Here is a 15,647-nt window from a genome sequence, read left to right as displayed (position 1 = left end):
TTGGGGTTGCTGCCGGGCGAGCCCCCGCCCCCCCCACACGCCACCAACCATGCTGTCAGGGCCAAGCCCAACCATCCCATCCACCGCTTGATCACAGGATACTCCTTCAAAAACCATCCAACACACGCCGCGTTTACTGGGTAGCGAGGCCCTCATCCAAAATCACGGGTGTCACAAAGATCAACAGTTCTTTTTTGCTGCTGGTGTTGTTGCGGGTTTTGAACAGGTTGCCCACCACCGGCACGTCACCCAACACCGGCACCTTGTCGACACTGTTGGTCTCTTCCTGCTCAAAAATACCACCGATCATCACGGTGCCCCCGTTGTCCACCATCACTTCGGTTTCGACTTCTTTGACCGCCAGTTGCGGGCCGGCCTGGGTAATCCCCGTCAGTTGGTTTTTGGTGGCCTTAAGCGTCAACAACACCTTGCCGGCCGGCGTGATTTGGGGCGTTACTTCCAGCAGCAAATTCGCGTCGATGGTGACGATCAGGTCCTCCAGCGCTCCAGTGGCGTTGGTGCGCCGTTGGATGAAGCGGAGCTGATCGCCCTGTTTGATGGCGGCTTTGTTCAGGTCGCTGGTGACGATTTTGGGGCTGGAGATGATGCGTCCGTTGTTGTCCGACTCCAGCGCCGACAGTTCGAGGTTGAGAAAGCGGTTCGCCGATGGGCTGAAGAGCGACAGCGCCAAGCGCGGAATGTCCGCGTTGTTGATCGTGGTGCGCGCTGGCAGGTTGACAAACGACGTATTTTGACCGTTGAGCGCCACCGCCGACTCGCCCGTGGTCGCCGTGATCGCATCGTACGAACCCCCGAACGCGACACGCGCGCCGCCACCGATGTTGTAGCCGGCGTCACCACCACGTATCGTGCGCAAATCCGCGCCCCCTAGGCGCACGCCCAGGGCACGCCCGAAACCCTCCCGGGCCTCGACGAGACGGGCCTGAATCATGACCTGGCGTTTCGGGCTGTCGACACGGCGAATGTAGTCGCGCACCGATTCCAGTCGCTCGGCCACATCGGTCACGAAGACCTGGTTGGTGCGCTTGTCCGCAATCGCGGAGCCGCGCGGCGACAGCAGCCGGTTGGTGGTCTGGTTTTGCCCGCCACCGCTGGCGGTAGCATCCTTCAGGGTCGCCACCACATCGTCCGCCTTGGCAAAGTTCAGACGGAACACTTCGGTGCGCAACGGCTCCAAGTCCTCCAGCTTCTTGGTCACCTCGCGCTGCGCCAAGGCCTCGGCGTCCAGGTCCTTCTTCGGTGCGACCCGAATCACGTTGCCCGTGCGGGTCATGCCCAACTGCTTGGCTTCGAGGATGATGTCGAGCGCTTGGTCCCAGGGCACGTCCTTGAGGCGCAGGGTCAGGTTGCCCTGCACCGCATCGGTGGTGATGATGTTGAAGTTGGTGAAGTCCGCGATCACCTGCAGGAGCGAGCGCACGTCGATGTTCTGGAAATTGAGCGAGAGCTTTTCGCCGCTGTACTTCGGGCCCTGCACCAGCCGGTTCGGGTCGGGCTTGACCGGGCGCACCTCCAGCACGAACTGGTTGTCGCTTTGGTAGGCGCTGTGCTCCCATTCCCCAGTGTTTTCCACCAACAGCCGCACGCGGTCGCCCGCCTGGGTGGCGGTGACGGTGCGCACGGGCGTGCCAAAGTCGGTCACGTCCAGGCGCCGGCGCAGGCCTTCGGGCAACGCGGTGCGCAGGAACTCGACCACCAGCGACCGCCCCTGCGGTCGAATGTCCACGCCGGTCTGGGGGTCACCCAGCTCGATCAGCACACGCCCCGCACCGTCGGTGCCGCGACGAAAGTCGATATCGCGCAGCGCACTCACGCCAGTCGAGGCAGCCGCGCCGCTTTCGAACGTGGTGGTGGCCGCGCCGCTGGGGACGGTGGCGCTGGCGGCCGGTGCGCTTTGCAGCGTGACCAGCAGCGCCGAGCCCTGCACCTGCGCTTCGTAGGGCACGGCGCGGATGAGGTTGAGCACCAGCCGCGTGCGCCCACCGGCCTCGATGAGGTTGATGGAGCGCAGGTTGCCCTGGTTGACCTCGACGAGCCCCCGCCCCGTCCCGTTGGTGGTTGCGGGGAAGTCCAACGCAATGCGCGCCGGTGTCTGGATGGTGAAGGCCGCGGGCAGGGCCTTGAGCGGCTCGCTGGTCTCGATGCGCACCACCTCGTTGCCGGCGCTGACACTGGCGGTCACGGATCGGATGGTGCCTTGGGCGTGCGCCCAGCCGCAGGCCGCCAGCGCGAGCACGGCGCCCAGCAGCGAGCGCCAGATCTGCCCAAACCGAGCGCGCCGAGCGTGTGGTCGATGGGTGACGGTCATTTACCGGTTCCTTCCTGAAGCTGCAGGGTGGCGGTGCGCTCGATCCATTCACCGGCGGCATCCTGCACGATCTCACGCAGGGTGATCTGGTTGTCGGTGATGGCGGTCACACGCCCAAAGTTTTGTCCCAGGTAATGGCCAGGCCGCACAGCATAGAGCATGCCATTGACCCGCACCAGCGCCACCCGCTGGCCGCCCCTGTCGAGCAGCCCCACCATCGCCATGGTGTCGAGGGGGAACTCCTCCAGCGGCTCACGACGCCGGCGCATTTCGGCTTCCAGCAAACGCGACATCCCCGCCGTGGCCGAGTCGCTGCGCAACACGCGGGTGAGTTTTTCGTCGCTGAACGGCGACAGCGCATCGATGCCGACGTACGCCTGCGGCTGGTAGGCCAGCGGGGGTTGGATGGGTTGAACCTTGGGTTGTGCCCCCGCGCGCTGCTGGGCCATCCACTGCGTCAAATCGTCCTGCGCCGCGCCAGAGCAGCCCAGCACCAGAACCCCAACCACCAACGCGGCCGTCCAGGTGAGGGGCGGTGCCACGCGTGTGTGTCCCCTCATTTCTTGCCCCCTTTTGCGCTCGTCCCCTTTTGCGCCAGCACCTCATCGGGGTCGAGGTAGCGGAAGGTCTTGGCCGTGGCTTCCATGGTCAGCAAATCATTGCGGTTGGCCACCGGGTTGATGGAGAGGTTGTTGAGCGTGACGATGCGCGACAGGTGTGCGACATCGGCGACGAACATGCCAATGTCGTGGTACGTGCCGCTGACGCGCACCGTGATGGGCAGCTCGGCGTAGTAGTCGCGCACCACCTCCTGACCCGGGCGGAACAGCTCGAATTGCAGGCCGCGGCCGATGCCGGCCTGGTTGATGTCGGACAGCAACGCGTCCATTTCGGCGCGGTTGGGCAGTTGCTTTTCGAGCTGCGTGACGTACTGCCGCACCTGCTCCAGTTGCGCCTTGAGCGCATCGAGCGCCGCCGCCTTGTTGACCTTCTGGGTGAACTCGGTGCGCAACTCGCCCTCGCGCCGCACGGCAGCGTCGAGCGCGTCGCGCCGATCCGACAGCCAGGCATACCACAAGCCCACCACAATGGCCACGGCCACGCCCGTCAACAGCAGCACGCGCGGCAGGACCGGCCAGCGCGAAGGATCGTTGGGGTCCAGCCCGCTGAACTGGCGCTGCACCGTCTGTTGCAGGGCCGACCAGTCGATGGATGTTTTGCGTTTCGAGGCCATCGTGCACCGTCCGCTTGCGTTGCTCACGCCGCCCCGCCCGGGGCGGCAGCGGCCCGTGGCCGCTCGGCCGCCTGGGCGCCCGCCTCGCCTTTGCCCTGCACGACGCGCAGCGAGAACTGGAAGACGCGTCGCTGCCCGCCGGGGTTGAAATTCATCGTGCCGGCCGTGATTTCGATCAGCTGCGGCTGGCGCAACCACGGGCTGTTGTTGGAGAGGTTGCGCAGCAGCTCCGAGACCCTCTCCTGCGACTGGGCGGTACCGGTGATCGAAATGTTGGCGCCTTCTTGCTTGATGGAGCGCAAGTACACCCCATCGGGCAAGCGCCGCACCAGCTCGTTGAGCAGATGCACCGGCAGGTTGCGGTCGGCCTGCAGGTTTTCGACCGCGTCCTGCCGCGCCTTCATGGCGTCTAGCTCGGTCTGCAAGGTGGCAATTTCCTTGATTTGCTGATCGAGCCGAGCAATTTCCGTCTGCAGCAGGCGGTTGCGCCCTTCCTGGGTCGCGATGCGCGCCTCGAACACGGTGTAGATCAACGCGGCAACGGCCAAACCCGCCACCGCTGCCAATCCCAACTGGCGATAAAACGCCTCGCGCTGCTTTTTGCGCGCCCACACGCGGTGCGGCAGCAGGTTGATGGCCATCATGGCACGAACCTCCGCAACGCCAGGCCCGTGGCGATCAGATACGACGTGGCTTCCACGGCCAGGCGAGCCGCGGGAATCGAGGGCGCCACCGTCATGCCATCAAACGGATTGAGCACACTGGCGGAAAACCCGGTCTGGGCCGTGACGGCCTCGGCCAGCCCGGGCAGACTGGCCCCGCCCCCGGACAGCAGGATATGGTCCACCCGGTTGTGCGGTGTGCTGGTGAAGAAAAACTGCAAGGCGCGGCCCAACTCCTGGCCCAGCGTCTCCAGGTAGGGTTGCAGCACTGTCTGGGGGTAGTCCGCTGGCAACCCGGCGCCGAGTTTCTTTTTCTGCTCGGCCTCTTCGGGCGACAACCCGTACTGGCGCGCGATGGCCTGCGTCAGCATCGCGCCGCCGATGGGCTGGTCGCGCTCGTACACCATGTCATCGTCCTGGATGACCTGCAGGGCGGTGGATTGCGACCCGATCTCGAACAGCGCGACGAGCCGGCGCGACCCCACCTTGGGCAGCCGCTCGATCGCGCGCCGCGCCACCAGCCGCGATGCATAGGGCTCGATGTCCATGATCACCGGGTTGAGGCCGGCGGCTTCGGCCAAGCCCTGCCGGTCGGACACGCGCTCCTTACGCGACGCGGCCACCAGCACCTCGTCGTAGCCCTGTGCCGTGGACGACGGCCCGACGACGCAGAAGTCGAGCGCCACCTCCGCCAGCGGAAAGGGAATGAGCTGCGCCGCCTCAGCCTCGACCTGCACCTCCAGCTCGTCCTCGGATAGGCCGGCGGGCAAATGGACCTTGCGCGTGATCACGGCCGAGCCGGGCAGGGCCAGGGCCACGTTTTTGGTGCGGGTGCCCGCCTTGCGCACCAAGCGGCGCAGGGCCTCGGCAACCTCGTCGAATTTTTCGATGTTGCCTTCGGCGACCCAGCCGCGCTCGAGGGGCTCGATCGCGCAGTGCTGCAGCACGTAGCCGCCGTCGCGTGCGCGATCCAATTCGACCAGCTTGAGGGTGGTCGAACTGATGTCGATGCCCAGCAGCGGCGCGGGCCCGCGGCGCAACAATGATGCGAGTATGGTCAACTCCTACCCCCAAAGACCCGGCCGTCCGGGCAGCATGGTGCCTGTGCTATCAATCCTAGCAGCAATGATGCGCGGCGCACAGCGCCATCGGTTGTGCGATCGCGCGGTATCGGCCGCAAGCGTTGCCTGAAACCGACACAGCGCGCGCCGTGCGGCCGTCCGGGCAAACTGCCGTGCTCCCTATAATCCGGCGACCGTTGCGAGGAACAACGGCCATCCCGGCCCCGACATCACCTCGGCCCTGTCGGCCCTGCCATGCCGCGACACACCACCCCGCCCTCCCCCGCGCCTGCCCCCACCCCTGCCTCAGCGCCGCGGTGGCGGCGCTGGCTGTTCGGGGCCATCGGGGCCGCGGTGGCCGCCGGGCTGGCCCTGGCCATGCTGATCGCCTTGGCGCTGGCCATGGCGTACCCCAACCTGCCCGATGTCAGCGAGCTGGCCGACTACCGCCCCAAGTTGCCGCTGCGGGTGTACGCGCGCGACGGCACACCGCTGGGCGAATTTGGCGAGGAGCGGCGCATCGTCGTGCCGTTCGAGGACATTCCGCCGGTGATGATCAACGCCGTGCTCGCCATCGAGGACGCGCGCTTCTTCGAGCATGGCGGGGTGGACTACCGCGGCCTGCTGCGCGCGGCGCTGGCCAACCTGGGCGAAGCCAAGAGCCAAGGCGCCTCCACCATCACCATGCAGGTGGCGCGCAACGTCTACCTTTCCAGCGAAAAGAGCTACCTGCGCAAGATCTATGAGATCTTGCTCACCTTCAAGCTCGAGCATTTGCTGACCAAAGAGCAAATCCTCGAGATCTACATGAACCAGATTTTCCTGGGGCAGCGCTCGTACGGGTTTGCGGCCGCCGCGCGCACCTACTTTGGCAAATCGCTCCAGGAACTGACCATCGCCGAGGCGGCGCTGCTGGCCGGCTTGCCCAAGGCGCCGTCGGCCTACAACCCGATCAGCAACCCCAAGCGGGCGCGCGCACGGCAGCTCTACATCATCGACCGCATGCTCGAAAACGGCTTCATCACCGAAGCCCAAGCGCGCGCCGCCCGCGAAGAGCCGCTGCGCCTGCGCCGCCCAAGCGACCCGGGCATCCACGCGGAATACATCACCGAGATGGTGCGCCAGATCATCGTCAACCGCTATGGCGAAGACGCCTACACCGCCGGCTTGCAGGTGCACACCACCATCGACCCCGCCCTGCAGCGCGCCGCTTGGCGGGCCGTGCGGCAAGGCATCGTGGATTTCGAGCGCCGCCAGTTCTACCGCGGGCCCGAGCGCTTCATCGACCTGCCCAGCGACCCGGCCGCCCGCGCGGCCGCGATCGACGAGGCGCTGAGCGCCGTACCCGACAACGAGCCGCTGCTGACCGCCGTGGTGCTGTCGGCAGACCCACGGCGCGTGGTGGTCGTGCGCGGCGACGACACGCCCATCGAAATCACCGGCGCCGGTCTGGATGCGGTGCGCTCGGGCCTGAGCGAGCAGGCCCCCCCCAGCCTCAAGCTGCGCCCCGGGGCGGTGGTGCGCATCGTCAAAGGACCGCAGGGCTGGTACCTGACCCAAACGCCGGAGGTGGAAGCGGCATTCGTCGCCGTGGACCCGCGCGATGGCGGCATCCGCGCGCTGGTCGGCGGCTTTGACTACGAGCGCAACCAATTCAACCGCGTCACCCAGTCGCAGCGCCAGCCTGGCTCCAGCTTCAAGCCGTTCATCTACTCCGCAGCGCTGGAAAAAGGCATCATGCCCGCCACCGTGGTCAACGACGCGCCGTTGTTTTTCCCGGCCAGCGTCACCGGCGGCAAGCCGTGGGAGCCGAAAAACTATGACGGGCAGTACGAGGGGCCGATGACCATCCGCAGCGCGCTGGCCAAGTCCAAAAACATGGTCTCGATCCAGGTGTTGCGTGCGGTCGGCACCCAATCGGCGCAGCAGTGGATCACGCGCTTTGGGCTGGACCCCGCCAAGCATCCACCCTACCTGACCATGGCGCTGGGCGCGGGGGCCGTCACGCCACTGGAAATGGCGGCCGGCTACAGCGTGTTTGCCAATGGCGGGCACTACCTGCCGCCGGTGCTCATCACCCGCATCACCGACCCCAAGGGCCGCGTGCTGCTCGATGTGCCGCCCCAAGCCCCCGATGAGACCAACCGGACGCTGCCGCCGCGCAACGCCTTTGTGATGAGCCAGCTGCTCAACGAAATCACGCGCTCGGGCACCGCGGCGCGCGCACAGGCCACGCTCAAGCGGCCCGACCTCTACGGCAAAACCGGCACCACCAACGACGCGCAGGATGCGTGGTTCGTGGGCTTTCACCCGACGCTGGCCGCCGCCGCGTGGTTGGGGTACGACACGCCGCGCAACCTGGGGCGGCGCGCCACGGGCGGGGCGCTGGCCTTGCCGATCTGGATCGATTTCATGGGGCAAGCGCTGCGCGACGTGCCGGTGCAGGAAATCCCGCCACCGTCTGGCGTCGCCTTCGCGGGCGGAGATTGGGTGTACGAGGAATACGCCGACGGCAGCTACGTCAGGCGCCTGGGGTTCGAGGACGCGGCCACCCTGCCCCGTGGTGAGGCGCCGCCCGACGGCGACGCCAGCGACCCGCGCGAAAAGCGCAGCATCCTGGACCTGTTCCGGCCGTAAGGGGCCGCGCGTGGGCGGCAACCGCCCCGGTGCGCGCGGGCGCGGCGATCACATCGGGGTGAAGGTCAGCGGCATGCCGGCCTGGGCCGACGCCTCGCGCGAGAGGTGGGCAAAAAACTCCCCCGCGCCCTTGGTGTCCATCCAGCGCTGGCCATCGAAGCGGTAGTGGTAGCCGCCGGAGCGCGCCGCCATCCAGATTTCGTGCAGCGGCTTTTGCAGGTTGATCACGATCTGGCTGCCGTTGCGGAAGGTCAGCGTGATCATGCCGCCCACGCGCTGGTTGTCGATGTCCGCATCGGTGGTTTCGTTGAGGCGGTCGCAGTTGAGCTCCACCGCCTTGAGGGCCGCCTCGGCCCGGTCCAGGTATTCGAGATCGGTCATCGCTAGAATCGCTGCCATGCCTTCGATCCGCGCCATTGTAGGCGGCCGCGCGTGGCTGCTGGTTGCCGTTTGGGCCATGTCCCTGAGCGGATGTGGGCAAAAAGGACCGCTCGTGCTGCCGCCTGCGCCGGCCGACAGCCCCCCCGCCGCCACGACCACGCCCCATGCCGCACCCCATGCCCCCCGCTGAGCCGTCGCCCCCCTATTTGCCTGGCGCCCCCTACATCGCCTACCGCGACGGGGAGCTGTGGGTGGAGGACGTGCGCGTCGCCGATCTGGCGCGGGAGCACGGCACGCCACTGTTCGTCTACTCGGCAACGGCCATGCGCGCCGCGGTCGCGGCCTACCAGCGCGGGCTGCAGGGGCGCGACGCCCTCATCTGCTACGCGATGAAGGCCAATTCCACCCTCGCCATCTTGGAGGTGTTTGCGCGCGCCGGGTGCGGCTTCGACATCGTCTCGGGCGGTGAGCTCGAGCGCGCCCTGCGCGCCGGCGCGGCGCCGCAGCGCATCGTTTTTTCCGGCGTGGGCAAGACGCGTGCCGAAATGCGACGTGCGCTTGACGTCGGCATCGGCTGCTTCAACGTCGAGAGCCGAGCCGAACTCGATGTGCTCGACGAGGTTGCGCGCGAGCGCGGGGTGCGCGCGCCCGTCAGCCTGCGCGTCAACCCGGACGTCGATGCGCAAACCCACCCCTACATCTCAACCGGGCTGCGGGACAACAAATTCGGCATCGCGCACGAGGAGGCGCTCGACGCCTACCGCCACGCCGCCAGCCTGCGCGGTTTGTCCGTCGTGGGCATCGATTGCCACATCGGCTCGCAAATCACCAGCGTCGCGCCCTATCTGGATGCGCTGGAGCGTGTGCTCGATCTGGTGGAGGCCATCGAAGCCGAAGGCATCCCCCTGCACCACCTGGACCTGGGTGGCGGCCTGGGCATCGAATACCATGGCGAGCACCCGCCCACACCCGACGCGCTGTGGCAGGCGCTGCTGGCGCGGCTGGACGCGCGCGGCCACGGCCATCGCCGCCTGCTGCTGGAGCCGGGCCGCTCTCTGGTCGGCAATGCGGGCATTTGCGTCACCGAAGTGCTCTACACCAAGCCGGGGAGCAGCAAACATTTTCTGATCGTGGACGCGGCGATGAACGACCTGCCGCGCCCGGCCATGTACGAGGCCTACCACGCGATCGCGCCGGTGCGGCCCCGCACCGAACCACCAACGGTCTGGGACGTCGTCGGGCCGGTGTGCGAAAGCGGCGACTGGCTGGGGCGTGATCGGGCGCTGGCGGTGCGGCCCGGCGACTGGCTGGCCGTGGGCTCGGCCGGTGCCTACTGCATGAGCATGGCCAGCCACTACAACACGCGCGGCAAAGCGGCCGAGGTGCTGGTCAGCGGCGCACAAGCGCAGCTCATCCGCGCGCGCGAGACGGTGGCCGACCTGTGGCGGCAGGAGCGCGCGCTCGCGCTCGACTGATGGCAGCGCGCAGCCGCCAGCCCAACAGCAAGGCCAGCACCGCGGCATACACCGCCACCTCGCCGTAGACGCGTTTGCCGCTGCGCATCCAGAACCAGTGCAGCAGGGCCAGCAGCGCCACCCCGTACACCAGCCGGTGCAGGGCGCGCCAGCGTGCCGCCCCCAGTCGGCGGATGGCGCGGTCGAACGACGTCGCTGCCAGCGGCACGAGCAGCAGCAGCGCCAGCGCGCCGACCAGGATGAACGGCCGCTGCGCCACGTCCCGCACGATGGCCACGACCACGCCGCCCTGGTCCAGCCAGGCATAGGCCAGCAGATGCAGCGCCGTGTAGGCGAACGCCCACAGCCCCAGACCGCGGCGCCAGCGGGCCAGTGCGTGCCAGCCCGTCCACTGCCGCAGCGGGGTGACCAGCAGCGTCAGCCACAGCAGCCGCAGCGCCCACAGGCCCAGGCCACGGATCAGCGCCTCTGCCGGATTGGCGCCCAGCCGATCGGCCAGCGCCAGCCCCCACAGCCACACCGCCGGGGCGCCCAGCGCCAGCAGCACCCACGGTTGGGCCGCGCGCAGCCAACGGTCCACGTCAGTAAAAACGCCGCAGGTCCATCCCCGCGTAGAGGTGGCCCACCTGCTCGGCGTAGCCGTTGAACGGCAGCGTCGGCCGCCGTGGGGCAAAAATGCCACCCTGCCCCAAGCGGCGCTCGGTGGCCTGGCTCCAGCGCGGGTGCGGCACGTCGGGATTGACGTTGGCGTAAAAGCCATACTCGTGCGGCGCGGCCACGTTCCAGGCGGTGGCGGGCTGGCGCTCCACGAAGCGGATGCGCAGGATCGACTTGGCGCTCTTGAAGCCGTACTTCCACGGCACCACGACGCGCACCGGCGCCCCGTTCTGCGGCGGCAGCACCTCGCCATAAAGGCCCAGGGCGAGCAGGGTCAGCGGATGGCGTGCTTCATCCATACGCAGGCCTTCCACATACGGCCACAACAGCACGCTGGAGCGCACGCCGGGCATGGTTTCGCGATCGGCCAAGCTGTGAAATTCGACGTACTTGGCGCTGCCCAGCGGCTGCACGCGCTCGATCAACGCCGACAGCGAATAGCCGATCCAGGGCACCACCATCGACCAGCCCTCGACACAGCGCAGGCGGTAGATGCGCTCCTCCAGCGGGGCCAGGCGCAGCAAATCGTCGATGTCCAGGGTTTGCGGCTTGGCCACCAAACCGTCCACCTGCACCGCCCACGGACGCAGCCGCATGCGCGCCGCCAGCCGTGCGGGCTCCTCCTTGTCGGTGCTGAACTCGTAAAAATTGTTGTAGCCGCTGACCAGCGCATAGGGCGTCAGCGCCTCGTCGGTGCGCGCACCCGCCAGCGTGCTGGCCACGGCCGGCAGGGCCGCCAGGCGCTGGGGACGCGGCGCCGTGGCAGGGGCCGCCGCCGCGGCGCCGGGCACGAGGGAGCCGCCCCACGCCCCGGCCGCAGCCATGCCGGCGCGCACAAGCCACTGCCGCCGGGACGCATACACCGCCCGCGGCGTGATCTCGCTGGGGCGTGGCGGCGTCATGGCCTGTGCCCTGGCGTCTTAGAGCGCGCCGTAGCTGTGCAGGCCGCTGAGGAACATGTTGACGCCCAGGAAGGCGAACGTCGTCACGCCCAGCCCCACCAAGGCCCACCACGCGGCGACGGTGCCGCGCAGGCCTTTCATCAGGCGCATGTGCAGCCACGCCGCGTAATTGAGCCAGACGATCAGCGCCCAGGTCTCCTTCGGGTCCCAGCTCCAGTAGCCGCCCCAGGCTTCGGCCGCCCACAGCGCACCCAGCACGGTGGCGATGGTGAAAAACGCAAAGCCGACGGCGATCGCCTTGTACATCACATCGTCGAGCACTTGCAGGCTGGGCAGCCGCGCCGCGATGCGCCGCCGCGCCGCCAGGATGCCGCCGACGATCAAGGCCGACACGCCAAAGTACACGAACCAGTAGCTGCTGCCCTTGGCTGCCGCGTCCTGCCGAAACACCAACGGCTCAAAGCACAAGACGATGCCCAACAGCCACAGCGGCGCGAGCTTGACCCAGCTCGTCTCGCCCGCGCTTTGCTTGATCAGGTAGGCAAAGGCCAGCATCGCCGCAATCGCAAACGTGCCGTAGCCGATGAAGTTGGCCGGCACGTGCAGCTTCATCCACCAGCTCTGCAGCGCCGGGATCAGCGGCTGGATCTGGTGCGCCTCACGCACCACGGTGTACCACAGCAAAAAGCCCACCGCGGCACTGACGATCAGCATGGCAAACGCCCCCATGCTGCGCGTTTGGTAGCGGTCTTCGTAGTACAGGTAGTAGGCCGCGGTCAGCCAGGCAAACAGCACGAACACCTCGTACAGGTTGCTCACAGGGATGTGCCCGATGCCGTTGCCGATCTGGTGGCTCTCGTACCAGCGCACCATGGTGCCCACCAGCGCCAGCGTCACCGCCACCCAGGCCAAGCGCGAACCCAAGCGCTCAGCGGTCTCGCCCCCACGCGGGGCCAGCAGCCCGATCCAGTAAAACACCGTGCTCATGAAAAACAGCACGCTCATCCAAAGGATGGCCGACTGGCTGGACAAAAAGTATTTGAGCGCAAACACCTGTTCCGCACGGGCCAGATCCGCGCGGCCATCCACCTGGTACAGCCCAATGGCCAGCAAGGACAGCAGCGCCACCACCACCGTCAGCGGCTGCACGGGGCGCCAGAACCACGCCAGCGCCACCAGGCTGGGCACGGCACCGACCAAGATGGCCTTGTCGTAGCCGTCCATGGCGTGGCCCCATTGCCAAAACGCCGCCGCGGCACCCACCACGGCCAGCAGCGCATAGGCCCAGTCCCACGCGGTGCGGCGGGCCAGCCAGCCGCGTGCGTCACCGTCCGACGCAGCGCGGCGCTTGTCGAGTTTGAGGTCGATGGTTTGGGAAGCAGACGTCATGTCGAACCCTCGGAGGCGGTGGGATGCAAGAGGCCGCGCAGGCCGTCGAACTCGCGGTCGTTGTCGAGCAGTTTGCGGTTGCTCGACAGCGCCATGGTCGCCCGGGCACCGTCACCCGTCGGCGCCAACCACACCCACAGGCGGCGCTCGCGCACGTAGAGCATGGCAAAAACCCCGATGATCAGCAACAAACACCCCAGGTACACGATGGTTTTTCCGGGGGCGCGTGCCACTTGGAACACGCTGGCCTGCACGTGCTCGTAGTCGGTGAGCTGCAACACCAGCGGCGCGGGATAGAAAAAGGCGTCCGACAGGCTCAGCACCGCCTGCGTCATGAACGCGGCGGTGGCCTCGTCGCGCGCGGCGGCGGGCAGGCCGGCGCGCTCCCGGCTCAGTTGATAGAGCTCGAACAGCGTGCCGTTGAGCAGCCGCAGCAGCACCTCACCCGCACGCTCGCGCTCGGCCTCGGGGATGTGGGCCTCCATGAACGCGGACAACGCCTGCAAGCCACCCAGGCGCGGTGCGCCGTTGTGGGGCAGGCGCTCGATTTCGGGGTCATCGCCGGCAAACAGGTCGATCGCGCGCCGCGCAGAACCTGCCAGCGCCTGCGCCACCGCGGGCGGCTGGTCCTGCGCCGCCATCGCCACATAGCGCCGCACCGCGGCCTGGCGCAGCGCCGGATCGGCCAGCGCCGCGCGCAAGCGCACGAAGCCGTCGATGCCGTCGTGGTCGTCCACCGGCACGCGCAGGTAGCGAAACGGCTCGGCCGGCGTATCGCGCACCCCCAACAGGTACACGCGCTGGCCGTCCACCTCGATGGGCAGCTGGTAGTTGTGAAATTCGCGCGCCTGCCCCGCCTCGTCGCGCAGCTTGTAGGTGACGCTGGGGCCGACGTTTTGCAGCTTGCGCTCGGTCGCGGTTTTGTTGCCCGCCCCCAGGCGCGCCTCGATCGCGCTGCGCAGGTCCACTTTGCGCACATCGGCACCAGCGGCCGTCGGGCCGCTGAGGTTTTCCACGTTGATCACACGCAAACCGGTGAACTCCAGGCGCAGGCGTTCGTCGCCGTTGGTCAGCGTCGTCGCCTCACCGATGCGCCCCTGCACCTCGAACGGTTTGACCGCCGCCCCCATGGGCAGCGCCCGCAGCCTGACCAGCGACCCGCCGTCGTCGAAGCTGGACTGGTAAATCTGGATGCCCCGGTGTTCGACCGGATGGTTGACCTCGACGCGTGCCGGGCGCGACTCACCCGTGTAGCGGTCGTGGATCACGATCTCGCTGGCAAACAGTCGCGGCATGCCCGTTGGGTAGTACTCGACGATGAATTTTTTGAGCTCGACGTCAAAGGGCAGCTCCTGCAGGATCACGCCTTCGGCCTGCGGCAGCACCGCCACACCGGAGCGCGTGCCTTCGGTCACGAGCAGGTTGCCGCGAAACGTCGGGTTGGCGTCGCTGAGGCGGTGGCGCTCCGCCACATCGGCGATCAGGCCGCCGCCGCGAAACGGCTCTTTGCCACCCCACCACATCTGGGCGCGCACCATCAGGTCCCCGTCGAGCAGCCCCCCGATGCAAATGATGACGATGGCCGCGTGCGCCGCCAGATAGCCGATTTTGTTGGCCGCACCGGCTTTGGCCGCCACCATCCACCCGGTGCCGGTCGGCGTCTCGCGCGCGGCCAGGCGCACCTTCCACCCCCGCGCCAGCAAGCCCTGCCCGATACGCTCGGCGGCCGCGCGGGGCGCTTCGGGCACATCGGCCTGCGCCTTGTGGTGGAAGGCGTGCAGGCTTTGCTCCCGCACGTGCTCTTTGTACTGGCGCAAATCGGCCAGGATCTTGGGCGTGTTGCGCACGATGCACAGCGTCGTGCTCACCACCAAAAACGCCAGGATCAGCAAAAACCACCAGGCGCTGTAGACCGCGTACAGGTCCAGCGCCCCGAACACCTCGGACCAAAACGGGCCAAACTGGTTGACGTAGTTGTTGATCGGCTCGTGCTGCTTGAGCACCGTCCCCACCACCGAGGCGATGCAAATCACCGTCAGCAGCGCGATGGCAAAGCGCATCGACGACAGCAACTCCACCACCGACGCCAGACGGCGGGACGACACGCGCAGCTCGATACCGGTGGTGGTTGCACTCATGCGGGCAAGGGGCATAGGGATAGGGGCGGTCAGTATGCCTGACCGAGCCCCTCCCACACCACCCGGCATGCGGGTCCGCACCGGGCGGTTCGAGAAGTTGAGGTCATGAGAGTCGGGGTAGGCCAAGTTGGTCGAAATAAGCGATGGTCAGCACCCGGTTGAGTTCTCCCGCGCTATTCCGCCACCAGCAGCGAGAATTACCTGCCACCCGCTTTGCTACATGCTCGGCAGCGCCCAAGTTGATCAGTTCCCGGTAGATCGTGCTACCCCGCCTCCAGTGTTTGAGTTGGATCGCCCGCAGTCGGTGGCGCAGCCATTCGTCCAGCGCGCGCCAGACTCCTGGCGTTTGCGCCAGCCCAAAGTAGGCTTTCCATCCCAATAGATAGGGCTTGAGCCTGTCGATGACCTCCTCCATGCTGCGTCCGCTCGAGCGTCGGGTCAGTTGCCTGATCCTCTGCTTGAACGTCGCCAGCGGCTTGTCGGCCACCCGGCGCTTCACCCCATCTTTGGCAAACCAGAAGCTGTAGCCCAGAAACTTTCTTCCCGCAACGCTCGCCACCGCACTCTTGGCCTCATTGACCTTGAGCCGTAGCTTGCCGTAGCACTTGCGCAGCAACGCCATCACTCGTTCGCCGGCTTTCCAACTGCGCACATAGACGTTGCAGTCGTCGGCATAGCGCACGAAGCAGTGGCCGTGCCTTTCCAGCACTTTATCCACTTCATCCAGCAGCACGTTCGCCAGCAGCGGACTCAGCGGCCCGCCTTGCGGCGTGCCTTGATAC

The 15,647-nt window shown here is 67.3% G+C and carries 14 protein-coding genes; 3 read left to right on the top strand and 11 right to left on the bottom strand.

Annotated features, from left to right (window positions below):
- Nucleotides 1-133: 133 nt before the first annotated feature.
- Genes Tther_RS01920 through Tther_RS01900 form a run of 5 tightly spaced genes read right to left on the bottom strand, consistent with a single transcriptional unit; the run spans nt 134 to nt 5,286 of the window.
- Nucleotides 134-2,329 (bottom strand): type IV pilus secretin PilQ, encoded by a 2,196-nt coding sequence (locus Tther_RS01920; protein WP_143900328.1) that lies wholly within the window; start codon nt 2,327-2,329, stop codon nt 134-136.
- Nucleotides 2,326-2,889: a pilus assembly protein PilP gene (locus Tther_RS01915; protein WP_143900325.1), complete on the bottom strand. Its 564-nt coding sequence runs from the start codon at nt 2,887-2,889 to the stop codon at nt 2,326-2,328. The genes Tther_RS01920 and Tther_RS01915 overlap by 4 nt, the downstream gene beginning before the upstream one ends.
- A complete protein-coding gene (locus Tther_RS01910; protein ID WP_143900323.1) occupies nt 2,886-3,563 on the bottom strand; it encodes a type IV pilus inner membrane component PilO in 678 nt (225 codons plus the stop codon). The genes Tther_RS01915 and Tther_RS01910 overlap by 4 nt, the downstream gene beginning before the upstream one ends.
- Nucleotides 3,564-3,586: 23 nt before the next feature.
- Nucleotides 3,587-4,207 carry a PilN domain-containing protein gene (locus Tther_RS01905; RefSeq protein WP_143900321.1) on the bottom strand — a complete coding sequence of 207 codons (621 nt, stop codon included), beginning with the start codon at nt 4,205-4,207 and terminating at the stop codon, nt 3,587-3,589.
- Nucleotides 4,204-5,286 (bottom strand): pilus assembly protein PilM, encoded by a 1,083-nt coding sequence (locus Tther_RS01900; RefSeq protein WP_143900319.1) that lies wholly within the window; start codon nt 5,284-5,286, stop codon nt 4,204-4,206. Before Tther_RS01900 ends, Tther_RS01905 begins: the two co-directional genes overlap by 4 nt.
- A gap of 255 nt (nt 5,287-5,541) precedes the next feature.
- On the opposite strand from Tther_RS01900, the gene Tther_RS01895 reads away from it, so the two are divergent.
- Complete coding sequence (locus Tther_RS01895) at nt 5,542-7,923, top strand: penicillin-binding protein 1A (protein ID WP_143900317.1); 2,382 nt, start codon at nt 5,542-5,544, stop codon at nt 7,921-7,923.
- A gap of 48 nt (nt 7,924-7,971) precedes the next feature.
- On the opposite strand, the gene cyaY is transcribed toward Tther_RS01895, so the two are convergent.
- The gene (gene cyaY, locus Tther_RS01890) at nt 7,972-8,304 is read right to left on the bottom strand and encodes an iron donor protein CyaY (RefSeq protein WP_143900487.1); all 333 of its coding nucleotides are present in this window, start codon (nt 8,302-8,304) and stop codon (nt 7,972-7,974) included.
- On the opposite strand from cyaY, the gene lptM reads away from it, so the two are divergent.
- Both lptM and lysA read left to right on the top strand, forming a co-directional pair.
- Entirely contained in the window at nt 8,186-8,494 is a 309-nt protein-coding gene (lptM, locus tag Tther_RS13715; protein ID WP_425472792.1) for an LPS translocon maturation chaperone LptM, read from the top strand. The genes cyaY and lptM overlap by 119 nt on opposite strands.
- Nucleotides 8,481-9,779 (top strand): diaminopimelate decarboxylase, encoded by a 1,299-nt coding sequence (gene lysA, locus Tther_RS01880; RefSeq protein WP_143900313.1) that lies wholly within the window; start codon nt 8,481-8,483, stop codon nt 9,777-9,779. The genes lptM and lysA overlap by 14 nt, the downstream gene beginning before the upstream one ends.
- Here the strand turns inward: lysA and Tther_RS01875 are convergent.
- The 5 genes from Tther_RS01875 to Tther_RS01855 form a co-directional block, all read right to left on the bottom strand.
- The gene (locus tag Tther_RS01875; RefSeq protein WP_143900311.1) at nt 9,715-10,359 is read right to left on the bottom strand and encodes a protein-methionine-sulfoxide reductase heme-binding subunit MsrQ; all 645 of its coding nucleotides are present in this window, start codon (nt 10,357-10,359) and stop codon (nt 9,715-9,717) included. The two genes, lysA and Tther_RS01875, sit on opposite strands and share 65 nt — an antisense overlap.
- A 1-nt stretch (nt 10,360) precedes the next feature.
- Nucleotides 10,361-11,338, bottom strand: coding sequence for a protein-methionine-sulfoxide reductase catalytic subunit MsrP (gene msrP / locus Tther_RS01870; protein WP_143900308.1), 978 nt, complete (start codon nt 11,336-11,338; stop codon nt 10,361-10,363).
- An 18-nt stretch (nt 11,339-11,356) separates the two neighbouring features.
- Nucleotides 11,357-12,727 (bottom strand): c-type cytochrome biogenesis protein CcsB, encoded by a 1,371-nt coding sequence (ccsB, locus tag Tther_RS01865; RefSeq protein ID WP_246098870.1) that lies wholly within the window; start codon nt 12,725-12,727, stop codon nt 11,357-11,359.
- Nucleotides 12,724-14,865, bottom strand: coding sequence for a cytochrome c biogenesis protein ResB (locus tag Tther_RS01860; RefSeq protein WP_143900306.1), 2,142 nt, complete (start codon nt 14,863-14,865; stop codon nt 12,724-12,726). Before Tther_RS01860 ends, ccsB begins: the two co-directional genes overlap by 4 nt.
- Before the next feature lie 103 nt (nt 14,866-14,968).
- The coding region (locus tag Tther_RS01855; protein ID WP_246098869.1) for a group II intron maturase-specific domain-containing protein at nt 14,969-15,647 on the bottom strand (679 nt) is incomplete at its 5' end.

Origin of the sequence: Tepidimonas thermarum, from assembly GCF_007556705.1 — a bacterium.
Lineage (GTDB): Bacteria > Pseudomonadota > Gammaproteobacteria > Burkholderiales > Burkholderiaceae_C > Tepidimonas > Tepidimonas thermarum.
The sequence above is the reverse complement of the archived record's forward strand: the minus strand, read 5'-3'. Positions and strand labels throughout refer to the sequence as shown.